Source organism: Cohnella soli, from assembly GCF_042655525.1.
GTDB lineage: Bacteria > Bacillota > Bacilli > Paenibacillales > Paenibacillaceae > Cohnella > Cohnella soli.
The window spans coordinates 244,628-267,779 of record NZ_JBHSMI010000052.1 but is presented as its reverse complement, the minus strand read 5'-3'; the positions used below and the strand labels follow the sequence as shown (position 1 = coordinate 267,779).

Sequence of the window (23,152 nt, the reverse complement as noted above, 5' to 3'; positions counted from 1 at the left end):
GGCAGCAGGATAGTCTAATCTATTCTCGAATATTTAACGAATTGAAAATTTTCCATTTGAGATCCTTTAAGGAGGAAGAGCATGAAAGCAACCATCATCGATAAGCCGTCCATGACATTCATCGGTTTAGCGGCTAACGTGACTCTCTATGATGTGCAACAGAATCGAACAACCCTTAATCTATCGGCGAATTTCATGGAAAGAAGATCGGAAGTCAATAATTGTATGAACGAAAGAGAAGTATTTGGTCTTAGCACGGACCCTGAAGATTATCATCCTGAAATGGATCATTTTGAATTTTTTATCGGAGTTGAAGTTCATTCAACCGAGGAAATTCCGTATGGGATGGTTGTTAGAGAGATCCCCGCCAATACTTATGTTTTGTTTACATTCAATGGTCCTTTCGAAAATGCGGGTGCCGTGCATGCTTATTTATACTCTACGTGGTTAAAAGAAAGCGGATATGAACTCGCTGGGCTATATGATATCTAAATCTATGATGAAAGAAATCATGGTCCCGAGTCTGATCTTTCTGTTACGGACATTTGCTTTCCCGTTCGCAAGAAGTTTAGAAAAGACTGATTAACCTCGAACCAATAATGGCTACTGACAATCTTGAGGATGCAAACTGAGTACCATTCCAGGTCATAAGGTTTTCGACATATCCTAATGTATCGGAGTTTGTAGTTCCAATAATACGTTGCAAAGCAAGCAAATCATAACTCATGCCTGTTCCGTTTGTAACAATAGGATACAATGCGCCTAAAGCAAGTACTTCACCTTTGGTGGGTTGCTTGAGTTTGCCATTATCGTTGTAATATTGTGATAAGTAGTCATAGCCTTTATTACTAATGTCAATTGTAAATAGCACGTCAAGCTGAGGACTACTGACACTCACTTTGTAGAAGTCTTCATAAATCACATTGAACTTATACTGCTTATTATATTTTTCAACATCGAACATTTCATGTAGGCTGTTATTTTTGAAGGAATAGATATAAAAAACACCATATCCACCGCTTCCTCCAGTATTAATACTGACTAATATATCCTGTACATTATCCTTAGAAAAATCTCCAAGGAATAGCCTGGCATTATATCCCGCATTGTTTTGAAGATTTACCGTTGTACTTTGATTAGAATGTCCATCTTGAATAACAAGCGTAATGTTATCTGCAAAAATCCCTCCGGATTTATTTCCGTATAAATACACGTTATCAATGATTCCGTCTCCATTTACATCTCCTTGCTTCATATCGAGCAAAGAAATACTTCTTGAAAGAGCATAATTACCATACGCATGATTGCGAAATTGTCTATACAGATTAAACATCCCCTTTTCATAAGCCAAATGACCTGTGTCAACAAATATATGTAGGTTAATGACTATATGATTGTGTAGATGCCTATGAAGGAAAGGAAAAATCAACATGGAAGGTGATGATTACATGGTGGATATTTTACAGTTCACACGCCGGTACAACGAGGTTTGGAACGAAGTGGAGTTGCTCGCGAAGGCGCAAACGGATTTTGTCATCTCGTTTACGCCCTCGGGCGTGCAAGCGGTGTTATCGAACGGCTGGTTCACACCTTCTATTGAAATGAAAGATGACGGAAGTACAATCTCGCGGATTCAGGTAGCCGCCCCTGCCGGACCTTGTTCAAATCTTCGACCGCCATATAATTCCAACAGCCAACCGGAAGCCGGCTGACTCCGTTAAATCCCCTCATATCGCTCCTGCAACATTCGCATGAGCAGATCAGACGCCATGCCTGCCTCGATCGCAAATCTAAGGCATGTCCATATGAAAGCTTCGTTCTATCCATAGGGATTGAGCTTAGGAGAATATTTCCCTCAGCGGCAGGCTCAGCCCATCGAAGCAAAACGATCTCACGTCCTGATTAGCACTCTTGAGATAAGCGATGTAGTTCACGATATCATCCTCCTCGAGTTGGTAGACGATGATCTGCTCGTTAATCGGATCTACGACCCAGTATTCCTTGACGCCGCAGCGCTTGTACAGATTCAGCTTCGTAACCGCATCCTTGCTCCTGCTGGAAGGGGACAGTACTTCAACAACAAGCTTAGGAACACCTTTGTATCGATCCTTATCGTCCCGGTTGTCTTTGTCGCAAATGACAATAATGTCCGGTTGGACGACGCAAATATTGTTCGGATCCTTATCGAATGTGATATCGAATGGGGAGGTAAGTGGCGTGCAACTTGTTCCTTTGAACCAATTGTAGAAAGCACCGTGGAGTTCATGTACAGCCATCTGGTGCTTATACGATGGGGATGCGAGATTATAAACGACGCCGTCGATCAACTCGAAACGTTGCTCCGAATGTTCCACCAGCTCGACATACTCCTCATAGGTCACCCGCGCCCCGCTTGTCTTGTACTCTGCAAGCCCTTCCATGACACGGCCGGCTTCCGCTCCGTCACAAGGTGAAATTTTGGCGATGTCTTTGCCTTTACGGGTAACGATGATTTCTTCGCCGGCTTCCACATACTTCAAATACTTGCCGAAATTGTTCTGCGCTTGCGTTGACGGAACTTTCATGGGAATACCTCCATTTAGCTAAGATGTGATTATTATATTTTATTTTAGCTATTTTGTACACTTATCGCATGATATTAGCCAATATCCGTTTCCCATCCTCAATACTATACTTTCGTATAATATTGCCGCGTTCGGCCATATGGTACATTTTCCGTAGCCCGCAAACGTCGACTAATCGGAATGAACGTCTGCCGGCGCATACAGGAGGAGTGTGTCCGAGATGAAGGAGGAGATCGACCAGGAACATATCGGTAACACGATCGATACGGAGGAACGCCGTTATCTCGTAGGGCGCGAGAAAGAAGTCGCCTTTTTGCGGGAATGCCTTACCTCTTCTCTCCGGGACGGAAGCATCATTCATTTGTACGGAATGGAATATTGGTTGCGTGAAGAATTTCTTCCTCAGTTGTCCAAAAACACGCTAATCGTCATTTCGGGAAGATACCCGCTACAGGGTGGCTGGAGCTTCTCTCCGGCGTGGCGCGAGCTCATTTGGCGTTTGCCCATCGACGATCTGGATTTTTCGTCAGTTAAAGCATATTTGGCGCGTGCAGGCATTGCACATGAAGAAACGGTCCGTCATATCTGGAATCAGACAAAAGGACATCCGCTCACCTTGTCGCTGCTAGTGTCTACGACGCTTGCGCAGCATTTCCGGCAAGTCGTCGCTTCGGAAGCGCGCGATGTATTCTCCCAGGTTGTCGGTGCATGGTTGAGAGAAGTTCCGGATGCACATTTGCGCGAATTGGTAGAGACAGCCGCAGTGCTGCGCCATTTCAACGAGGAATTGCTGGCCTATGTAATGGATAAGCCGGTTGCGACGGAACAATTTCTGAAGCTCGTCAGCCTCAGTTTCATTCGCCGGGTCGATCGGGGGTGGCTTCTGCATGATCTGATGCGGGACGCGATATGCTTCGAGCTACGCCGCCGCCGCCCCGACCATTACGAAAGCCTGAGGAAGCGATGCATCATGCATTACTATTACCGCATTAAGGCGTCCGCCAGAAGCAAAACGACGGCATGGGAAAGCGAAGAGTGGATTTATTACGTGGGCGATCAGTGGATTCGAGGTTTCTTTTACCAACAAGCCGCCTCCTGCTCGTGGGAGCCGCTGCACGCAGGCAACTGGACGGAAGCGGAAGCGTACGTCGAGCGGCGAAGGAGGAACGCGAAGGATACCCGGTTCAGCTACCGCAATCCCGAAACCCGGGAAGTCTACGAGTATTTCATCTCCGCCGAAGAAAGTCTGTACACGTTGAAGCATATTCGTCTGCACGAGCTGTATGAGTTGGACTCTGGCATTGTAAAGCTCATTCGGGACACCCGCGGCGCCGTTTGCGGCTTATCGGCCATCGTTCCGATCAACGTCGACACCGTCGATTATTTGTGCATTCATCCGCTCTCTTCGTCGTATTTCTCCAAGTTAACGGAAGCGCAACTGAAAGAGTATAAGCTGTCCCCGAATACGAAGGCCGGCTATTTCGTCATGACGATCGACGTAGGCGACTTCAGCGACCTGGTCATGCGCGAGGCAACAGGCATTACTTTTATCAACCATATGCTTTCCCCCGGTATATGCATCGCGGCGCCGCCCGCCCACCCGATGTTCGAGGACATTCATCTCCGCCTCGGATGCGAGAAATTGGCGGGCTCGGAACACTGCGCATATGACGGGATAACGCCTACGCCGTTGTATGCGATAGATACGCGCGGGAACAAGCTGCAGCAATTCCTGAACAAAATGATCGCTTTGGCAGGCCTTCCGCACATGCAGGACCCGGAAGACGAAGGGTTGGCTTCCTTATCGGAGAGGGAAAAAGATGTCGTGGAGCTGCTTGTCAAAGGGTACACGAACCTGGAAATCGCCGGAAGTTTGTATTTAAGCGAAATTACAGTGAAGAAGCATCTCGGCAATATTTTCCGCAAACTGGATGTCAAAAACCGTGCTCAACTCGTTAACCGGTACATGAGAAGTTCAAAATAAGAATTTCCCCGAATGGACCCTAAGTTCCATTGTCCAGAGGCTTTCAAAAGATACTATACAAGGAGAATGCAAGATGAAATGGTTAGTGCTTGTTCATGTGTTGACTGCAATTATCGGTATCGGCCCCACGTATTTCGGCCATGTCCTGTGCCGAGGGGGACAGCGGGTAGGAGAGCTCCGGAGGTCCCTTGAGCTATTCGGCTTCCTGAATTTCTTCCCTAAAATCGGGGGTACGATCGCCGTATTGTCCGGGCTCCTGCTCGTCTGGCTGGACGGCTGGAAGTTTGCCTCGTTCTGGATTATCGGCTCGCTCGCGCTTTATGTCGCGATTCAGATCGTGGTGGTCGGTCTGCTCGGACCGATGACGGGGAAGCTTCAGAAGCTGATAAGTGATCCTGCGCTGAAAGCAGAGCAGGAGCTTCCAGCGGAGTCGGCAGTGCTGCTCGCCAAAGTGAACGTCCTGTTCTATGTCGCATCGGCGCTCGGACTTGTATTGTTTGCATTTATGATTATGAAACCGTAATGATCGAAATTCACCTCAAAACCACAAGGGAAGGTTGACCAAAATGAAGAAAAGTACGTTGTTGCTTACGATGCTTGTTTGCTCCACATTGATCGGAGGAAGTCTGTCTGCTTCCGCCCACTCCGTTGCGCCGAAAGCCGCCGAACTATCTGTGCTCGTCAACGGCGTGCCGGTGCAGTCTTCCGATAACCACACTTGGAATGGTAAAACGTATGTATCCGTCGCACAATTCGCGAAGCTGTTCAATAAAACCGCGATCGTCGGCAAAGATAACAAGTCCGTCACTTTTAATGGCAAAACCATCTCCAACGTCCGACTGCACGAAGGTACAATGACAGCATGGATCAGAGACCTCGCCGACGCTGTCCACGCGCAAGCCGTCACTGTGGATGCGACCAAAAACGAAGTATACGTCCTAGCGCTGCCGGAAGGAACCGTCCAAATTACGCCGCTCGTTCCTGCGATGGGAGAACACTGGTCGAACCCGCAAGCCGGCGATTTGCCGACAGGTCCGATCTATGGGGTATACAAGGGTAAATTGGTGTTCCTCGAATACATGGTTGCGCAAGAAGACTTCGTCGCAGGCAAGAATCATGTCAATGTACCGGGCATGAAGGGATATCCGTCTCCATCCGTCGTCCAGTTCGATTTGGAATTCCAAGAGCACGGGCATGAGGGCTTCGAAGTGCCGCACTACGACATTCATGCTTACTTCATCTCAGATGAAGAACAACAGAAAATCAAGTAATATCGAAAAGAAAATCGGATCGTATAGGCGATTCAACCGTTTAAGCGCAATTGAGAAGAGGCTCGTACTGTGCAGGGTAGTCAACATGCCTGCCTGTGCGAGCTTTTCGTTTGTAACTGAACACTGCAACACGCTGAGGTTGCCCGTTCTCTCCACTACTACCATCGTATAAACCACTGCAATCGAAGATTAATCTCCTTTGTCCAAAATCCCTCTCGCTCAGGTAAACTTGCAGCGCAAGGAAAAAACCTCCTTTGCTCGGAATCCCCTTCGTTCAGGAGCGCAATTTTGTTGTTGGAAAGGCTGTGTCTGTGGCTATAGGGGGCCAAGGGTCATTTCTATGCTGGGGCAGCCTTCCTGAGTGAAGGGGATTTTGGCAAAAGGGAACATAGGGAGTACATTGCTCTAGTTCTACTCCCCCCAGAAAGTAGCTCAGTCACGCAAAAGGGACCGCCCACTATGGCGGCCCCTCTCTTTATGATTCGTTTATTACCAAGGCACGATACCCGCGTCGTTAAAGAAGCCGCCTGTCGGGCCGTCCGAAGACAATGTCGCCAGCCAAACGGCCGTTCGAGCCCCTTCCTCCGGTGTCCGCAGGCCGGTGAACCCATTCAACGCCGTTGCGCAATAACCCGGGTCCGCCGCATTGACTTTGATCGCCGTTTCCCTTAAGTCATTTGCATAAAAGACAGTCAACGCATTCACTGCCGCCTTCGACGAATTATACCCGATCATCAGGAAGGAAGCCAACTCGAAGTTGGGATCGCTATTCAGCGTCAGCGAGCCGAGCGAACTGGACAGATTGACGATCCGTCCCTGCTCGGATGCTAACAGCAGCGGCACCATCGCTTTCGTCGTGCGGAACACCCCGAATACGTTCGTCTCGTATACAGCTCGCATCGAACGGATATCGTAGTTGCTCGGTGGCTTCTCGTCGACGAGAATGCCGGCGTTGTTCACGAGAATGTCCAGCTTGCCGAATTGTTCGCGGATAGCGGCGGCAGCGTCGTCGACTGCAGGCTGATCGGTCACGTCCACCTGGATAAACTGGGCGTCTATGCCTTCTTTGACCAGCAGCCGCTCCGCTTCCTTACCTCTTTCCTGATCCCTTGCGCCGATCAGCACCGTTATGCCCAGCTTGCCGAGCTGCCGGGCAATCTCGAAGCCGATGCCTTTATTCGCGCCTGTCACCAGCGCAACCAGTTGTACGTTGTCCATTGCTTCCCGTCCTCTCTGTGACACCCTGATTTACTTTACATACACTTTCAGCCAGCCGTCGCCAATAGCCGATTCGTCGACCCAAGCACCGCTGCTGTACTTCCCGAACTTCAAGGTGCCGCTCACTTCCGACGTCAGCCACTCGTAGCCGGCATAGTCGGACGTTTTCGACTGGCTGAGCACAATTGCATACGTTGCGCCGCTGCCCAGGCCTGTATAGGTAAGCGGAATGTCGATGACTTCATAATCTTCACTGATCGCGCTCGCTTTGACAGTCGCCGTCGCCAGCGCGCTCCCCGTTGGTTTGTTGTTCTTGGTCGCATACAAGCTTGCCGTTAAGTTGCTCGGGTTGTTGAATTTCCGGACGTTCACTTCGATCCGGGTCATCGTATTGTTCGCATTCGCGACGAAGGTCTGATACCGTTTCACCTGATCCCGAGTTTCGCCGAACATAAAGCCGTCCGTCCCCTGATGGGAAACATCAATGACGTTTGACGACGATGCTTGTGTCGTCACCGCCGATATGGGGGACGTCCATTCGCCGGCACCCGCGCTGTTGATGGCCCGAATGCGATACGTATGCTTCGATCCCGCAGCCAGTCCACTATGAACGAAGGCTGGCGTATTCGTCACCGCATAGGCAGCGGAGCCGTCCGCTTCAATTTCATAAGCCGCCGCATCTTTTACCGCATTCCAGCTCACGGCTATAGATGCAGCGCTGGCGGCAGACGCCTTGGCGCCTGTCGGTACAGCTGGCGGTTGCGCTTGCGGGTCCGGGTCAGGCTGCGGTTGCGGCTCTGCGCTTTGCGCAACATACAGCTTCATCCAGCCGTAGCCGATATGCGACTCGTCCACCCAGGCATCGCCCATGAATTTGCCAAAATTCAGTTGGCCGTTCACGTCAATGCCGGTCAGCCATTCATAAATGCCGCCCGTGCCGCCTGTCGCTTGCCCGAGCACGATGGCGTACTTCGTGCCATAAGTTAGGCCGCTGAACTTCAGCGGTGCGCGGACGATCGTGCCGTCATCGGTCACAGCACTCGAGGCGATCGTGGCGGACGCCAGTGCGCTGCCGATCGGCTTGTCGTCGCTTGTTGCGTACAGCTCTACCGTCACATTGCCGGGCAAGCCTCCTTTGCGGATATTCACATCTACACCGGTCAACTCCGGATAAGCATCCGCAACGAAGGTCTGATAACGTTTCACTTGATCGGACGCTTGTCCGAACGTATAACCGGCCGTGCCGTTATGCGACAGGTCGATCTCGCTTGTCGGCGGAGCTTTCGGCGTCGTTACCTTCATCGGCTCGCTCCATGCGCTTTCTCCGCCGCTGTTGGTTGCTTTCACCCGGTAGCTGTGCGTGGAAGCCGATGCAAGTCCTTTATACACGATGGACGTTAGGTTGCCGATGTTTTTCACGACGCCGTCCGCTTCCACCTCATAGCTGGTAGCACCTGTCATCGCGTTCCATTTCAGTTCTGTGGAGAAGCTGTTCGTCGCCGTTGCGGTCACATCGCTTGGCGTCTTTGGGGGCGGAGGAGGAACTTCGGTCGTCGCCTCCGAAGGAGCGCTCCATTCGCTTGCGCCAAGCCCATTTCTGGCTTTCACGCGGTACACATGTGTCGTACCGGGTTCGAGCCCTTCATGCGTATACGAGACGCTAGGCCCGTTGTTCTTGACGACGCCATCCACTTCGATGTCATACGCAGCAGCGCCTGCCGCCTTGTTCCACTTGAACAAGATCGACGTCGTGCCGGCTGCTATCGCCGTTTCGCCCGTAGGGGCGACAGGCGGCGCCGTCGGCAGCGGAGCCGCGGGTACGAACTTCGCGAGCAGCTTGATGTAGGCCGCTTGATAATAAATGCCGTTCTCGGTAATCTCCCAAGAGGCGTCTACCGTCCGCGGCCAATCCCAGGCTATGCCGTTCCAGTCTTTGTACATCTTCTGCCGCGGCTGTCCGAGCGGCGGCGAGGCCGTGCCGCTGTACTGCATGCTTGGCCCGCCTGGGACGTAGCCTGGAGGCGCGATGTCCCACGGCGATCGGTCCGCAAACCAGCTATGATAAATTTGCGAGATGGAATTTTCCGCGCCATACACGCCCATGTTCGTCAAGTACACGGAGCTCAACGGGTTGACGCCGTGGAAGTAATGCAGCGAGTTTTGCGCTCGCTTGTCGTAATTATCCCGCTTGCTCGGGTTGAGGTCGTATTGGACGAAGTCGTAGGCGGAGGCGCCGAGCCGGGCACGCACTTGCAGGCTGCCCCAATGGTACGCCCAGCCCGGCACATACGAACGGTACAGATCGTCGTTATCGTTAAACCGTTCGTCGAAATCCTGAACGTCGCGCCGTTCCAGAATGTACGCCTTGACCGCCGGGTCGGCGTTCGGCAACGTCGTGTAGAACATAACGCCGTCCGCCTGCTCGCCATAGTACATGCCCCAGTAGCCGTCGCTCATCGGCCATATCGTCTTGTAGTTATTAATAAAGTAAGTGTTGTACTTGGCCTCTCCGGTCAGCGCGAACAAATACGCGGCGGCGGTGGTGGCGACTTGCGCCTGATTGGCCAGCGGCATATCCGCGTCGCCGGCTTCGATCTCGCCCTTGTCGGCGTTGTCCGTCTTCGGATTCGCCTGATACCAATCCCAGGCGCGGATCGCCCGCTCCCGCAAGTCGTCGGCATAGCCCTTAAGGGTCGGGAACTGGCCGTAGACGAGCGCAGCATGGGCGAAGTTCAGCGATGTCACCACCGTAGAAGCGGACGTTTTCGGCAAATAGTAGCGATAACGCGTAATCGTGCTCGGCGGATTGCTGAACTCGCCGATGCCGCCGCTGCTCGGTACGCCGACTTTCATCAGGACGCCGCCGTCGCTCTCTTGCATCTTTTTCAGCCAATCGAGCTCCCATTTCACTTCGTCTAGCACATCCGGAATGCCGTTGCCGGATTCGGGAATGTTGTAGTCGTCGGAGAACGCGCCGGGCTGCCGCTCGTAAGCGGACAGCAGCTCATTGACCGGCTGGGCCGTATAGGTGACGTATTTGTTGAAGTCGCCCGCGTCCATCCAGCCGCCGGACAGGTCGCGCTCCGTGGTCGGGTTATTGCGGTCAAATACGTTTCGCGCCTGCGTATCCTGATGCGGGCCTACGAAAGCCGCGCCGTCCGCATAGGCGGCTCCGGCGTGTTCGGCCAGATGCGGCGTGCCGATACGCTGGTAATAGAACGTCTTAATCGCCGCTTTCAGCACATCCTGATACACATCGCCGGCGATTCTGAAGTTGTTGGACTTGCAGTTGCCTTGCACGTCATAGATGTAGAAGTCGCCTTCCTCCATGACGGACGAGAAGTCGAACCACCAGCCCCGGTCGCCCGAGAATGGCTCGGTAGCACCATTATTCCAGGCCTGCGGCGCCCCGGTGAAGACGACCTTGTCGTCTCTGACGCGCCTGACCTGGAGCACGCTGCCTGGCGTATACGCATCCGCGGCGTTAAATCCTTCTTGCGGGTCGGCCAGCACGGCGACTTTGTCGCCTGTCGGCAAGTAGCCGAACTGGTCGACCATCATGTACTTCTGCACGGCCACGCTTGGAGCGGCTGCATTCGACTGCAGCGGCGGCAGCGTGCCGATCGTCAGGGCTGAGGTTAAAAGCAAAGTGAATAATGTCCGTTTCGTTCGCTTGATCAACAAGTTGTCATCTCCCGTTTGTATTCCGATTTCTTCTCTCCATCCGCTGGCCTAGCGCCTATCGCACATGCTTAAACGCATTAATCATGAACAAAATGACGCCCGCGACGACCATCACGCTCCCTACGGACACTACCGGTATGAGCGCTTCATTTTCCGTCAGCAACATCGCTGTCAATCCCGCCATCATGATCGGAATGCCAATCATATGCAGCCAGAAGTGCCATTTGCCAAGTCTGGACGCTGCGGCGGATGGAAACAGATGGTACACAATGCCTCCCAACGCCATGGACACCCAGCCTAGCAAATTTACATGCGCGTGAACTGGGGCAAGCGCGTAATTCTCGCTTATGGACATTCCCATTCCCATCAACGCGCCGATCACCAAGTAAACTGCAGCACCCGCAATCATTTTTCTGGACATGTATCTATCCTCCTCTCGTCATTGCGAAATTCACTGTACCATCGCCGGCCGAATCCCGATATTATACGGAAGTATACTTTTGCGCCCGTCCGTTTCCCCGAATGACAAAAAACCCGCCCCGAAATCAAGGCAGGTAGTTGGCTAAAACAAGGCGGATTTAAGCATCTTTCAGGTCAAGCGTTGGCTGATTTCCCGACGACCAGCTTGATCAATTGCCCTCTTCCTTTTACGGCAAGCTTACTATAGATGGAACTGACATGCTTCTTGACGGTAATCTCGCTGACGTACAGCTCGGCGGCGATTTCCGCGTTCGTTAATCCGTCAAGCACGAGCGAGACAACCTCCCGTTCCCGCTCCGTTAACCGCTTGTCGAATTTACCGCCAGCCGTATCGATTTCTAGCGGAACCCCGCTTCGCTTGAGTAGAAAACCGAGGAATTGTTCCAGTTTCTCGCCGCGCGTATCGAGCACGAAAGTCGGTGTCGAAGTTCGTCCGTCATAGTTGCAATGGAACAAGCCCGGCACTTCTTGAAATCCCAGTTCCCGGTGAACAGTGCCGAAAAACGGAGCCGGCGGCGGGGACGTAACGAACAACCCTCCGGCGCACATGTAGGAGAACATCAGGAACATGCCTTCGATAATCAAATCCGGATTGCTCCAGTCTGCGAAGTCGATCGACCGGATAAACCAGCCCGCCTGATTCGGAGGCGTCGCTTCGAGACATCCATATTCGGCAGGCGTTAGCGACGCCAAATAGGGACTGGCGAACGGATCTGCGGTCAAAGCAGGCAAAGTCGCCGCATGGATCGGAATAATGACGGCTAGGCCGATCGCCTCTCCTTCCGCCGACCGGAGCAGCATAACCGAACGACGGTCGAGCGCAATCCATTCGCGCAAATCCAAATCTTTGACCGCCAGCGCCATGCTTTCTCTGGCTTCGCTGCTCGCGTAATGCTCCTCCGTATCCGGATCTATCAGCATGAGGTCCAACGGTGTCGCCGCTTCATTTCTTCTGTTCAAATAGCGCTCCCCATCGTCGGCGTTCGCCAAAGTCAGCGGTTCCCACGTATATTTGCCTCTCGCCTGCGCCTGAATAGAAGTGCGTACGAGGCCGCCCCCCACATAATAGTGCAATTCCCCGACTTCCCATTCCGTATTGCGATAAGCCGATGAATGGCGAATGCGCGCCGCAAAATAGTGGGCAGCCCGCCCTCGCAGCTTCTCATAATACGCCGGCGTGCGCTCCTCGAGCTGCTTGCGCATTGCGCCCCGAACGAGATCGTGAAGCATCCACCCGCGATTCGTGCGCCGTACGAATGATAATGCGATCAGTCGTTCGAATGATTCGTCGCCGACATCCTTATCCATTATGAACTGTAGCACTTCGCGGTTAACGTGAAGCAATACGGCGGCAGCCTCAACTAGTTGGCGCAGCTGGGCGTCGGGCACTTCGCGCAGCCACGCTTTCGCCAACTGCTCGAACCACTCCGCTTCGTCCGCCGAACCGTTCGTCCAGGACGCCTGGCTGTCGACGAATGCGGCGAGCGACAGCGCGAGCGGGTGACCGCGCGTCTTGTACCTTAGGAGGGCTATGATCTCTTCATCTTCGATTCCGCAACGTTGCAAATAAGCGCTGCAAGCCGCGTCGCTCAAATTACCGAGCGGCATATAGCGGATTTGCTCGCGAAGAGATGGGGCGACGATCCATTGATCTTTCAGCTTGAAACGACCGGCGATCAGAATCAAGGAATCGGCCGGCAACCGCTTGCAAAATTGCTCCCGCAGCCAGCCGTCCAGTTCTCCCATCTCTTCATAGGTATCCAGCGCAATAACGACTTTCGTTTTTCCGGAGATGCGGTGCAATTCGTTCAGGCACGCTTCGAGCGCATCCGTCCGTCTATCCGACGAGTTCCCTCCCGCTTCCGCCCGGCCCTCTTGCAACTGACGCAACAGTCTCCGACAAAACTGCTCTGCCGTATGATTGAAATCCCGGCTATCCAGCGATAGCATCAGCGTACCCGATCTCACCGCCCTTCGTCTGTACGCGTCCAGCAGAAAGCTTTTGCCTGTGCCGGCCGTGCCGTAAATGTTCCAGATTCGCTTGCCGTCGGTCGTTCCTTCTGTTAAATAGCGATTGAACAACGCCAGTTGCTCTTCCCGCTCTGCAATAAATCCGTCATCCTGCTCGCCGTTAATGCCCATCACCACCCTAACGAGACCGCTTTAATTTGCGACTTGCCGCTTTCTCCGCATTTTCCGCCGCTCTGAACTTCGTGATCTTGCTAATCAGTTCCAGTGGAATTGGCTGGTCCAACGGGAATTGCAATGTGCCTTTGCCCGTTTGATAGCGTTCCACCTCTTCCTTAAACGCGTTGATTCCGCTTGTGACGGGATAAAACCCGATATGTTTCTTAAAAGCCGCGAAGTAAACGAGGCTGCCGTAATACTCGAACGCGGGCATCTGATAGCTGATTTTCTCCTTCGCCTCTGGTGCGGCTTCCTTGATCGTCTCCCTTATAGCCTGAAGCCGCTCTTGCACGTCAGAAGGACAACACAAAATGTATTCGTCTATCGATGTAAAATCGCCTTTATTTCCGTCCACCCTAACTCCTCCTTCGTTTCCTTTAATCTTTTTATCGCAACGTCCATCTTGAAAAACCGCCAATTCGATTGAATTGGCGGAATGAAACTACTCATCATCATATGCTACTGATAGAATAATTCTTGTAAAAAAATGTGTCAACGATCAATCAATAGCCATCCACACATTTTCTCCTGGTTTTAACGTACTCTCGTTCGTCTTATCTGCCGATAGTTTTATCGACAATCTGGCTTCCATCCCATCCGGAATCCGTGTGCGAACGCGCAACTCGCCGTCAATACGTTCCCAACGTGCATAAACGATACCAAGCGGTGTCCATATTTCCGCTTCCGCGAACGTCAAGCTGTCTGGCAAGTATGGCCGAATAACTACCTTGGCGAACCCCGGCGCTTCCGACTGAATGCCGACGACATATTCTTGCAGCAGCCTTGCCGGATAACCGTTCCAAGCATGGGAGTGACTTTCGATGTCCTCCCAACCTTCCCACATCGTCTGGGCGCCTTGTACGATCATATGTCCCCAGCCGGGATATTCGCGTCTGTCAAGAAGCGCGAACGCTTCCGCTTCCCGTCCGTTCTCGAACAGCATCCGAAGCAGCGGCAGCGAGAGCACCGTTCGGCATTCCCATTGCTGGCCCGCCACGGAAGCGATCGCCGCGGCGCGATCTTCCTGTGGAACGAGACCTGCGAGCAGCGCAATGGCAGAGACGCCTTGGTGGGTTGCGGAAGATTCGGAGCTGTCGCGGTAGCGCTTTTTCTCCGAGTCGTATAATTGCGCGACAATTCGCTTGGACAACTCGGAAGCCAGATTCGCGTAATGGACTGCTTCATCCTTCCGCCCGATTAAATCCGCCGAGCGGCTCACGATTTCGAGCGCTTGCACGAGTTTGATCTGTTGAACCGTAAGATGCTCCCCAATATGCTCAACCGATGGGTAAGGCCAGTCGCTAATGTGCCAGCCTTTATCAAGCGGAACTAGTCCAGTGTGCGTGTCCCGAATACCGACGAAATAATCGACCATCCGGTGCGCCGTCGGATAAAACCGTTCCAGTACGCCAACGTCACCCGAAGCCTCGTACACTTTCCACATCAGCGTCGCGTAGTGCAAATCCCATTCCGGAATTTGAAGCGTAAAATCTTTGTTCTCGTAGTTGATCGGGGCGACGAACGGGAACGTCCCATCGGCGAACTGCGCGTCCGCGAAGTCGGCGAGCGTCTTCTCCACAACGTCGATTGCGTCGAAGTTGTACAACAATGCCTCTGCCTGCAAATCTGTGTCCGCGGTATATTGCGCTTGCTCGCGATGCGGACAGTCGACGGTTTGCCCTAGCGTGTTGTTCTTCTGCGTCCGAATGGCCGCAGCGTAAAGCCTGTTCAGGTGTTCGTCCGAGCAGGAGAAGCTTCCGACGCACGCCATGCCGGTATGCGCCCAACTGACGGTTAATTCTCCCGAAACAATCTCATCCGGATAGCCAGTTACTTCGACGTAGCGAAACGCTTTAAACGAAAAGTCCGGCTGCCAAGTCTCCGTCTCGTCTCCACGCATCGTATATTCATCATAATAATTGTCCGAATGCTCGTTCGTGACATTATGTTTTACCCGACCGTTCTCGTCCAAGTCCTCCGACATCCGAAGGCGGATTGTCACTCCCGCGATGCCTTTAAGTTTGATCCTCGGCCAACCGGATACGATTCTTCCCGGGTCAAAAATTTGAGGGTTTTCTCCAGCGTCGTCCCCCACTTTAGGAGTAGGCAGCTTCACGCAAACGATCTCTTCTTCGACCGTTCCCTCGGGAATGCGTTGAATCGACATTGGCCACTCTTGCCGCCCGATCTTGGCGAGCTTCGCCTTCGCCGTCGCTCCCGCTTGACGATATCCCGCGTAGCGCCATGCAGGATCAAGCTTGCGTGCGTCGTATCGTTCGATCGCCGATATTCTCCGATTCTGCTGGTACGGAGTACCGATCTCATGAGGCGCGTCTTTCAACACTTGCCACGTCGTATCCGACTTCACGATCACTTCCTCGCCGTCTGCGTATTTAAGATGAAGCTGCAGCCTGAATCCCGGTTTGCCATCGTAATAATTCTGACCGCCTCCGCCTAAGTAGTGCGCGTCGGCCGTCAAGCAATTCGAGCCTTCTGCGAGCAGTTCCCTGACGTCGTATGCAAGATACGCTTTTCGTTTCTCCGGATTCGTCGGTGCGGGAGAAACGTACCCACCTAACCTGATTCCGTTCACATACACTTTAGCCGTGTGATGCGCCGAGTAAAACAACTCGGCGGACACCAGCGCTTCGCTTATTTTGATTTCTTTGCGGAAGTAAGCAAAATCATTGATCCGGATTCGCCGCGATCTCCAGATCCAGTCTGCCTCCCATAACACGCTCAACTCAGGTCGGTGGCCGATCGCCGCCTGTTGATCCTTGACGTTCGCGTTCATGATGACCCTATCCTTTCTATTGCTTTTTTTCTTAGCATACAAGAGGAATTTAGTTGCTTATAGGGGGGCTCCTATGATATGTATAGGGCAATCACACCCTGATTAAGGAGGGAGATGCCGATTTGTCGACGACTGTACACACGCTCGAAGGTAAAATCTTCTGGCAGCCCAGCTTCCCCATCGCCATCACTCGGGAACGCGAACGATTCACGCTGCCGATCCACGTACACGATTTCGTGGAAATTCAATTCGTAGCCGAAGGCAAAGGCTTCCATTATATTGGGGACGAACGCATTTATGTAGAAAAAGGCGACTTGTTCATCGTTCCGATCGGCACCCGCCACGTCTACCGTCCGGCTTCGGAGGCGTCCAAGGATGAATTAATCGTTTATAACTGTCTCTTCGACCCTTCCGTGCCCGAGAAACTGACCTGCGCATACCCATTGCCGGATGAAGCGCTAACCCTACTGTCCGGTGATGGCCGTTCTTATCGAAGATACAAAGATGCTTTTCACGAAGGCAAAGCCTGCATGGAGGCTCTTCATCGCGAATATCGAACAGCATTACCCGGATACGAAGCCGCTATGTATGCCCGCTTGACGGAACTGCTTGTCTGCCTGTACCGACTGGAGCTGAACGACCGAGAGTCCGCGCCGGCGACATCCCGTCTTGCGCAAGCATTCGAGTATCTGGAACGTCATTACGCCGGTCCTGTCACCTTGGCCGAAGTCGCTGCCGTACTTCCCGTTAGCTCCAGCTATTTGCAGCGTATGTTGAAGCAAGCTACGGGACAGACATTCACCGAATTCGTTCAAAATTTGCGAATTCGCAAATGTTGCGAACTGCTGCGACATACAACGATGTCGGTGAAGGAAATCGCCGAGCGGTCGGGTTACCGCGATCCGAAATTTTTCCACGAGCTGTTCCGTAAGAAAACAGGACAGACGCCGAGAACGTACCGGAACGGCGAATGACGCCGATTGATGTACGAAACTATTTTCGGGAACAACAAGAACGATCATGGAAAAAGCCATTTATTTGTTCTAAAATAGTAACGCGCTTTCCTTACAACTACACCTTCAAAGATCGGAGCGAGCTTGACGTATGGCAACATTTCAAACAAGAGGATCAGAGTTCGTCTATAAAGGGCAGCCGATTTGCATCACGTTCACGATCGCGCAACCATTTATGCCGACGGCGTTTACCAAGGCGTCATCGATCGAAACAGCCAACGCAAGGACTTGATATCGTTGACAACGTTATTGGGAAATCGGACCGCAGAAGACGTTGTACGTGCCGGCTCCATTACTTCGCGAAGGCGAGAACTATTCACCTGACCCATTTTCATTTATCTCCTCAGGTGTCCCCCTCGGGCGTGTTCCCAATACGCATATAATGATGCGGGAGGTGACGGGTTACGACAACGTCCGCGCGCAAAACCGTCATAAGCAAGTGGCTCAAAACGAAAGCGGTACTTCACGATCCACATGTCAGAAAACATGTGCCGGAAACACGAAGAATGACCGCACAATCTCTTCGATTGATGCTCGATCGTTATGCCATGGTGTATATCAAACCCGATGCGGGTTCTTATGGCAAAGGAGTCATGCGCGTCGAAAAAAACGGCGGCAAATACAGCTATCAAACGGAAGAGAAAAAACGTATATTCGACTCTTTCTCGTTGTTGTATCGGTCGATACTTCTTCACAAGCGCAATCGTCCTTACTTGGTGCAAAAAGGCATTCATCTCCTGAAGTACAAGGGACGCCGGTTCGATATTCGAGTCATGGTCCAACGCAACTTTCAGAAGAAATGGGAAATGACGGGCATGATTGGAAGAGTTGCACACCCAAAACGAATCGTGACGAATTACCATAGCGGCGGAAAACCGATGGAAATTCGGACATTGTTAACCCCGCTTACGTCCGGAGCTACGCGAACTCGAATCATTAATAACATTGCCGCGACCGGCTACGCTGCTGCGATTGCTCTTAGCCGCAAGTATCCGAAACTTGTCGCAGTCGGCGCTGACATCGGGCTCGATACCGATTTCCGACCTTGGATCATCGAACTGAACACAAGTCCGGACCCTTATATTTTCAGGCATCTGCCCAACAAAAACGTTGTCCGCAAAATATTGCGATATACCCGATCGAATTAATAAATAATTAATGTGAAGGGACTATAGTATTTACAAAAGCAAAAAGGAGCCCTTCATCATGAACGAAAATTTGTTTCACTTCTTTAATCAATTCGCCTCCAAGTTCGATACGATAGACGACATGTTTGAATTTTTCGCGCAAGATATCGTCTGGGTGATTTTGATTATGATGGCTGCACTATGGCTTACCGGCAAAACCAACAATCAGAAGCTCGTCTTCTATGCCGGCCTATCGGCAGCAGCAGCTTTGCTAATCGGTTCGTTGATCATCTCGCCTGCCGTTAATCACCCTAGGCCTTTCGTCGTCCATCCTGTCCATCAACTGATCCCGCACGCGCCAGACGCGTCTTTCCCTAGCGATCATGCTACGCTCGCTTTCTCTCTGGCGTTCAGTGTCTGGTTTGCGCGCAAAAAACTAGGCACAGTCCTACTTGGGCTTGCTTTGTTGACTGGCATCGCTCGGGTGTACGTTGGCGTACATTATCCGGGCGATATTCTGGGCGCGATCGCGCTTTCATTCGTCATTAGTTATGCCGTCCATTTATCCAACGGCAAATGGGACGTTCTGCCGAACAGTTGCATCCAACTGTACCGCACGTTAACGGGGAAGCTGAAGTTTGGGGGGCGCACATGACGGGCAAGAGGAAGTATGGCATATGGGCGAGCGCGACGTTAGCCGCGCTCGTTGTTTTGTTGTTATTTCCGTCTAATTCCTACAACGATCCGGATACGTTCTGGCACATCGAGAACGGGCGTTATATGATCGAACACGGAATCATTCTTCATCATGCGATACATACGTTTTACGGGGACTCCTTACCTTATGTCCCTCATGAATATGGCTTTCAACTTATCGAAGGTTGGCTCTACTCTATTTTCGGCTGGCCCGGCACTTATATATTGACCGCGATAAGCTTCGGATGTCTCATCGTAGGCCTATATCGGATGATGGAATTGTCCCGTACAGAGAGCAGCCGGAAGGGCGTCCCCCTTCCCTGCTTGATCGTGCTGGCGCTCGTCGGCGCCTGGATCTATTACGGTTACTTCACAAGCCGTCCTCAAATGCTATCCTCATGTCTGATTGTCTATTACTTCATCTCGTTGAGGCGTTACGCGATGACGCACAATCTGCGTTCCGCATTCGCGATGGTTCTCTTGTCGTTCGCCATCGCGAATGTACATACCGGAGTCTGGCCCGTTATTGCGGTATTCTCGGGGATGCAAATCATTGAAACGTTGCTGGAGAGGAAAGGTCGAGTGCGTGATTGGATCGTCTATGCGGCGACTGCCTTAATAGGTTTGCTGAACCCCGGCGGTTATCGCAGCCTATTCTACATTCTTACGGTGACGAAAAACCATTTTAATCTCTTGATCGACGAGTGGCAACCGATTGATTTCGGCCAATGGGAGAGCACTGCGATCGTTCTAGCGCTCCTCTTCTTTGCACTCGTACTTCCGTTCTCACTCAAACGAAAGCCTTTTCGCATACTGCTCGCGCTAGGTATCGCCTACTTGGGCATGACGAATTTCAAACAAAATTTGTTCTTATGGCTCTTTATTCCGTATTTCGCCGCCTCTGCTGTGGAAACGACCCCTCTATTGCGCCGTATTGCGGACATTCGATTCCCGTTCAGCGCGAAAGCCTCGATTGCCGGCATGACGCTCGGGCTCGTTCTTAATATGGCGATCGTCGCCGCATCTCCTCCGAAGGTCGATGCGAAAGCTTATCCCGTCGATGAGATGGATTACGTGATGGCCCATACTTCCGCCGGCGTACGTCCCAAAGTACTTGCACGATACGGTTCTTCAGGTTACGTCATGTTCCGCGGAGCGGATATTTTGTGCGACGGCAGACAGGATCCGTTCATCACGGACGCGTCGCGGGGCGCATTCGGCTGGACCGCATTCGAACGGTCGATGTATGGCTTCTCGGAAAAGTTGCCTGCGATCGTTAAGGAAGATCGCCCCGATTACGTCATCGCGCACAAAGGCGTGTCCGCAAAGCTGCTGCAGCAATGGAAAGACGCTTTCGGCCAGCCTGTCTATGAAGGACGGTACGGCAGCGTGTTTGCTATTAAGATTTAGCCGCGAAATCGATACCCGGCCCCCCACACTGTCTCGATGAAACTCGGGTTCGGGGGGTCTCGCTCGATTTTCTCCCGAAGCTTCCTAACGTGGACGGTAACTGTCTGCGTATCTCCCATCGCATCGATGCCCCATATTCGTTCAAACAAATGATCTTTATTGAACACCCGGTTCGGATGGCTCGCCAGAAAATAAAGCAAATCGAATTCTTTCACCGTCAGGGCAACTTCTTCCTCTTTGACATATACTCGACGGGACTCCGGATCGATGCGGAGCTCTCTGAACTCCATTTCGTTTGCCTCCGACTTTCTGCCTTTCAACCGTTCGTACCGGTTTAAGTGCGCCTTGATTCTTGCTACCAGTTCCGCCGGCTTAAAAGGCTTCGTCATGTAATCGTCGGCTCCGAGATCGAGCCCTCGAATAACGTCGATGTCGTCTCTGCTGGCCGTCACCATTAACACCGGAATGTCGGCTTCCTCGCGAATTCGCTTACACACTTCGAACCCGCTTAATTTGGGAAGCATCACGTCGAGAACGACTAAATCGAATTGCCCGCCGAGCGCCTTCTCCAGTCCGGTCACCCCGTTATCGGCGATGTCCGTGCGATAACCGCTCGCTTCCAAGTAATCGCGCTCAAGCTCCGCGATCGATTTATCGTCTTCCACGATCAAGATCGACGTTTTCTTCATCGCCATTTCCATCCCTCCATACGATCGGCAACGAGATCTCGATGCGAGTCCCGTTCCCCTCTTCGCTTACAGCGCGGATCTCCCCTCCGTGAGCGGAGATGATCTGTTTCGCTATCGCAAGCCCAAGACCGCTCCCTCCCGTCTCGGCGCTTCGCGATCGCTCCGCCCTGTAGAATCTGTCGAACACATAAGGCAAATCTTCAGCAGGGATACCAGCTCCATTATCCTGAATATAGAGCTGCCACGTCTCTTTGTCTGTCCTAGCCCCCAGAAGCATTTCCCTGCTCGGCTTGTCCATGAACTTCATGCTGTTCTGAATAATATTGTTCAAGACGCGCCGGAACGAATCCCCATCGATCGACACTCCCGCCTCTGGGTCTACCTGTATATCGGAGACAAACTTTACGCCCGTTTTTTCCAGTTCAAAACGCAATTCTTCCTCCAGATCATATAAGAAGGCTTGAAGATTAACCGTCTCGAAGGCGAATGGCATGCTTTGCAAATCCAATTTGGAATACAGAAACAGCTCATCGATCAATCGATCCATCTCGGCCGCTTTCGCGGCGATCGTTCTCATGTAACGGTCCGATTTTTCCGGCGAATCGGCAATGCCCTCCAACAGTCCGTCAACGTATCCTCGAATCGATGTAATCGGCGTTTTCAAATCATGAGAGATGTTAGCGATTAGTTCTTTACGATTCAACTCGTACTGGGCCTGAATAGCGATGGACTCCCGCAGTCGGGAGCGCATCTCTTCGAACGCCGTTCCTAATTGTCCGATTTCGTCTTTTCCACTGATCGGCACGGGCGATTCGAGTCTGCCCTCCTTAAATTGCATGGCCGACTTGCGCAATACCATTAACGGTTTAATGATCTTTCTGGACATGTATATCGTCAATAAGGCGTTCGTCAATACGAGAAGAACAAACCCCGCAACCAACAAATACGGTGCGTATTTTCTCGCAAAATAGACAAACGGGTCCACTTTAGTAATCAAATAAACACTGACCGGCTCCATGCTGTTGAAATCATAACGTACGAATTGATAAAATTCTGCTCCGTACGGTTTTGTCGGAGAGACGAACCGGGTATCGGCTCGTTTAAACCCCGGTAATTGTGAAATTAACTCCGCATTGCCTTGAATTTCAGGGGATGCGTAATATACGCGGTTCCCGGAGCGAATATAGAGGTACGTGTCCCTGCTGTCCAGTTCGGCCGCCAGCTCGTCCAAATAACGCTGATCGACAAGCGTACCCGGGTCTTTCTCTAGCGCATGTTTGATTAGTCGGTCGAAACCGTTCTCTTCGAGACCTTCGATTTTCGTCTCGTACACGTTCTTCAAATTTTGCAAATCCCCTTGGAACACAATAGCGAGCAACATCGCCGTCAATACGAGCAGAACAAGGGGGACAACAAGCATCGCCAAATAGGACAAAATCAATTTTAATCGAATCGACATAACAATCGCGCACCTCGTCTGTGGATCTGACTAAGCTCTTGGTTGCATCGTACCACTTCCCCAATGGAACGAGCAACATAAAGACAACATTTGAAAATTTGCTTTAGACATGAACGCCGACAGCTTTTCTTTCTCCGTTGGCGGTGATCGGACGCAACTCCTCTGCCAACCCGCAGTAGGTGGATACTTTGCTTGAAATGCGATAGGCGGAATCGGAGCGCCGCACAGTCTCCATCGCCGCTTTCATGGACTCGGCATGCGACGGGTCCAGCGAGAACTGAAAGAAACGACCCAACCATCCGTTAGTCGGTCGATTCGATATCTTGTACAGCAGTCCGTACAGCCAGGGGAAATGAACGGCGCTCCGCAAGTAGAAATATCGACTTATTACGTCGAGGCGCGGATAAGCTTCCGCGAACAGGTCGATCAACGTTACCCGATGGATTCCCATGGAGGCAAACGACTGTTGAAGCGCCAATGCGGCTTGCAGATGACCGTCCCCGAACGAAGAATAATAAATTCGTACTTTAGCTTCCGACTTCATCGTTTTCACTTCTACTCCCCCTTAGCGAATGT

20 protein-coding genes and 1 pseudogene are annotated in these 23,152 nt (G+C 52.0%); 10 read left to right on the top strand and 11 right to left on the bottom strand.

From position 1 onward, the window contains the following. Positions 1-81 precede the first annotated feature (81 nt). Entirely contained in the window at positions 82-492 is a 411-nt protein-coding gene (locus tag ACFPOF_RS25285) for a GyrI-like domain-containing protein (RefSeq protein ID WP_378137918.1), read from the top strand. A 76-nt stretch (positions 493-568) separates the two neighbouring features. Here the strand turns inward: ACFPOF_RS25285 and ACFPOF_RS25280 are convergent, their stop codons facing one another. Continuing rightward, the gene (locus tag ACFPOF_RS25280; protein WP_378137916.1) at positions 569-1,351 is read right to left on the bottom strand and encodes a VCBS repeat-containing protein; all 783 of its coding nucleotides are present in this window, start codon (positions 1,349-1,351) and stop codon (positions 569-571) included. 79 nt (positions 1,352-1,430) lie between these two features. Here ACFPOF_RS25280 and ACFPOF_RS25275 point away from each other — a divergent pair, with 79 nt between their 5' ends. Next, positions 1,431-1,712: a hypothetical protein gene (locus ACFPOF_RS25275; RefSeq protein ID WP_378137914.1), complete on the top strand. Its 282-nt coding sequence runs from the start codon at positions 1,431-1,433 to the stop codon at positions 1,710-1,712. A gap of 126 nt (positions 1,713-1,838) precedes the next feature. Here ACFPOF_RS25275 and ACFPOF_RS25270 read toward each other — a convergent pair whose 3' ends face one another. Beyond that, positions 1,839-2,564, bottom strand: a complete 726-nt coding sequence (locus ACFPOF_RS25270; RefSeq protein WP_378137912.1) for a type II toxin-antitoxin system prevent-host-death family antitoxin — start codon at positions 2,562-2,564, stop codon at positions 1,839-1,841. A gap of 220 nt (positions 2,565-2,784) precedes the next feature. On the opposite strand from ACFPOF_RS25270, the gene ACFPOF_RS25265 reads away from it, so the two are divergent. The 3 genes from ACFPOF_RS25265 (at position 2,785) to ACFPOF_RS25255 (ending at position 5,819) form a co-directional block, all read left to right on the top strand. Continuing rightward, positions 2,785-4,548: a helix-turn-helix domain-containing protein gene (locus ACFPOF_RS25265; protein ID WP_378137910.1), complete on the top strand. Its 1,764-nt coding sequence runs from the start codon at positions 2,785-2,787 to the stop codon at positions 4,546-4,548. A 73-nt stretch (positions 4,549-4,621) separates the two neighbouring features. After that, on the top strand, positions 4,622-5,071 hold the full coding sequence (locus ACFPOF_RS25260; protein WP_378137908.1) for a DUF2269 family protein: 450 nt from the start codon (positions 4,622-4,624) through the stop codon (positions 5,069-5,071). 43 nt (positions 5,072-5,114) lie between these two features. Then, on the top strand, positions 5,115-5,819 hold the full coding sequence (locus tag ACFPOF_RS25255) for a hypothetical protein (protein WP_378137906.1): 705 nt from the start codon (positions 5,115-5,117) through the stop codon (positions 5,817-5,819). A gap of 489 nt (positions 5,820-6,308) precedes the next feature. Here ACFPOF_RS25255 and ACFPOF_RS25250 read toward each other — a convergent pair whose 3' ends face one another. From ACFPOF_RS25250 to ACFPOF_RS25225, 6 genes are all read right to left on the bottom strand, one after another. Next, entirely contained in the window at positions 6,309-7,037 is a 729-nt protein-coding gene (locus ACFPOF_RS25250) for an SDR family oxidoreductase (RefSeq protein WP_378137904.1), read from the bottom strand. A 30-nt stretch (positions 7,038-7,067) separates the two neighbouring features. Next, positions 7,068-10,721 carry a glycoside hydrolase family 9 protein gene (locus ACFPOF_RS25245; RefSeq protein ID WP_378137902.1) on the bottom strand — a complete coding sequence of 1,218 codons (3,654 nt, stop codon included), beginning with the start codon at positions 10,719-10,721 and terminating at the stop codon, positions 7,068-7,070. Between the two features lie 55 nt (positions 10,722-10,776). Beyond that, the gene (locus ACFPOF_RS25240) at positions 10,777-11,142 is read right to left on the bottom strand and encodes a cytochrome-c oxidase (protein WP_378137900.1); all 366 of its coding nucleotides are present in this window, start codon (positions 11,140-11,142) and stop codon (positions 10,777-10,779) included. Between the two features lie 173 nt (positions 11,143-11,315). After that, positions 11,316-13,343, bottom strand: a complete 2,028-nt coding sequence (locus ACFPOF_RS25235) for a LuxR C-terminal-related transcriptional regulator (RefSeq protein WP_378138542.1) — start codon at positions 13,341-13,343, stop codon at positions 11,316-11,318. 7 nt (positions 13,344-13,350) lie between these two features. Continuing rightward, the gene (locus tag ACFPOF_RS25230; protein WP_378137898.1) at positions 13,351-13,743 is read right to left on the bottom strand and encodes an iron chaperone; all 393 of its coding nucleotides are present in this window, start codon (positions 13,741-13,743) and stop codon (positions 13,351-13,353) included. A gap of 144 nt (positions 13,744-13,887) precedes the next feature. Further along, complete coding sequence (locus ACFPOF_RS25225; protein WP_378137896.1) at positions 13,888-16,182, bottom strand: family 78 glycoside hydrolase catalytic domain; 2,295 nt, start codon at positions 16,180-16,182, stop codon at positions 13,888-13,890. Between the two features lie 122 nt (positions 16,183-16,304). Here ACFPOF_RS25225 and ACFPOF_RS25220 point away from each other — a divergent pair, with 122 nt between their 5' ends. The 5 genes and pseudogenes from ACFPOF_RS25220 (at position 16,305) to ACFPOF_RS25200 (ending at position 20,428) form a co-directional block, all read left to right on the top strand. After that, positions 16,305-17,156: a helix-turn-helix domain-containing protein gene (locus ACFPOF_RS25220; protein ID WP_378137894.1), complete on the top strand. Its 852-nt coding sequence runs from the start codon at positions 16,305-16,307 to the stop codon at positions 17,154-17,156. Between the two features lie 289 nt (positions 17,157-17,445). Continuing rightward, a pseudogene (locus tag ACFPOF_RS25215) lies at positions 17,446-17,502 on the top strand (hypothetical protein); the annotation flags it as partial. 124 nt (positions 17,503-17,626) lie between these two features. Continuing rightward, positions 17,627-18,343, top strand: a complete 717-nt coding sequence (locus ACFPOF_RS25210; protein WP_378138541.1) for a YheC/YheD family protein — start codon at positions 17,627-17,629, stop codon at positions 18,341-18,343. A gap of 58 nt (positions 18,344-18,401) precedes the next feature. After that, positions 18,402-18,977 (top strand): undecaprenyl-diphosphatase, encoded by a 576-nt coding sequence (locus ACFPOF_RS25205; RefSeq protein WP_378137892.1) that lies wholly within the window; start codon positions 18,402-18,404, stop codon positions 18,975-18,977. Next, on the top strand, positions 18,974-20,428 hold the full coding sequence (locus ACFPOF_RS25200; protein ID WP_378137890.1) for a hypothetical protein: 1,455 nt from the start codon (positions 18,974-18,976) through the stop codon (positions 20,426-20,428). Before ACFPOF_RS25205 ends, ACFPOF_RS25200 begins: the two co-directional genes overlap by 4 nt. On the opposite strand, the gene ACFPOF_RS25195 is transcribed toward ACFPOF_RS25200, so the two are convergent. The 3 genes from ACFPOF_RS25195 to ACFPOF_RS25185 all read right to left on the bottom strand — a co-directional run bounded on the left by ACFPOF_RS25195 (position 20,425) and on the right by ACFPOF_RS25185 (position 23,129). After that, a complete protein-coding gene (locus tag ACFPOF_RS25195) occupies positions 20,425-21,123 on the bottom strand; it encodes a response regulator transcription factor (RefSeq protein WP_378137888.1) in 699 nt (232 codons plus the stop codon). The genes ACFPOF_RS25200 and ACFPOF_RS25195 overlap by 4 nt on opposite strands. After that, complete coding sequence (locus ACFPOF_RS25190) at positions 21,080-22,576, bottom strand: sensor histidine kinase (protein WP_378137886.1); 1,497 nt, start codon at positions 22,574-22,576, stop codon at positions 21,080-21,082. Before ACFPOF_RS25190 ends, ACFPOF_RS25195 begins: the two co-directional genes overlap by 44 nt. A gap of 103 nt (positions 22,577-22,679) precedes the next feature. Beyond that, complete coding sequence (locus ACFPOF_RS25185) at positions 22,680-23,129, bottom strand: hypothetical protein (protein ID WP_378137884.1); 450 nt, start codon at positions 23,127-23,129, stop codon at positions 22,680-22,682. Positions 23,130-23,152: the final 23 nt, after the last annotated feature.

Excerpts from the sequence above, each read along its gene's own strand:
- ACFPOF_RS25255 (WP_378137906.1), top strand. The coding sequence starts at position 5,115 with ATGAAGAAAAGTACGTTGTTGCTTACGATGCTTGTTTGCTCCACATTG.
- ACFPOF_RS25225 (WP_378137896.1), bottom strand. The coding sequence starts at position 16,182 with ATGAACGCGAACGTCAAGGATCAACAGGCGGCGATCGGCCACCGACCT.
- ACFPOF_RS25260 (WP_378137908.1), top strand. The coding sequence starts at position 4,622 with ATGAAATGGTTAGTGCTTGTTCATGTGTTGACTGCAATTATCGGTATC.
- ACFPOF_RS25240 (WP_378137900.1), bottom strand. The coding sequence starts at position 11,142 with ATGTCCAGAAAAATGATTGCGGGTGCTGCAGTTTACTTGGTGATCGGC.
- ACFPOF_RS25235 (WP_378138542.1), bottom strand. The coding sequence starts at position 13,343 with ATGGGCATTAACGGCGAGCAGGATGACGGATTTATTGCAGAGCGGGAA.
- ACFPOF_RS25270 (WP_378137912.1), bottom strand. The coding sequence starts at position 2,564 with ATGAAAGTTCCGTCAACGCAAGCGCAGAACAATTTCGGCAAGTATTTG.
- ACFPOF_RS25190 (WP_378137886.1), bottom strand. The coding sequence starts at position 22,576 with ATGTCGATTCGATTAAAATTGATTTTGTCCTATTTGGCGATGCTTGTT.
- ACFPOF_RS25250 (WP_378137904.1), bottom strand. The coding sequence starts at position 7,037 with ATGGACAACGTACAACTGGTTGCGCTGGTGACAGGCGCGAATAAAGGC.
- ACFPOF_RS25265 (WP_378137910.1), top strand. The coding sequence starts at position 2,785 with ATGAAGGAGGAGATCGACCAGGAACATATCGGTAACACGATCGATACG.
- ACFPOF_RS25205 (WP_378137892.1), top strand. The coding sequence starts at position 18,402 with ATGAACGAAAATTTGTTTCACTTCTTTAATCAATTCGCCTCCAAGTTC.
- ACFPOF_RS25200 (WP_378137890.1), top strand. The coding sequence starts at position 18,974 with ATGACGGGCAAGAGGAAGTATGGCATATGGGCGAGCGCGACGTTAGCC.
- ACFPOF_RS25275 (WP_378137914.1), top strand. The coding sequence starts at position 1,431 with ATGGAAGGTGATGATTACATGGTGGATATTTTACAGTTCACACGCCGG.
- ACFPOF_RS25195 (WP_378137888.1), bottom strand. The coding sequence starts at position 21,123 with ATGGCGATGAAGAAAACGTCGATCTTGATCGTGGAAGACGATAAATCG.
- ACFPOF_RS25285 (WP_378137918.1), top strand. The coding sequence starts at position 82 with ATGAAAGCAACCATCATCGATAAGCCGTCCATGACATTCATCGGTTTA.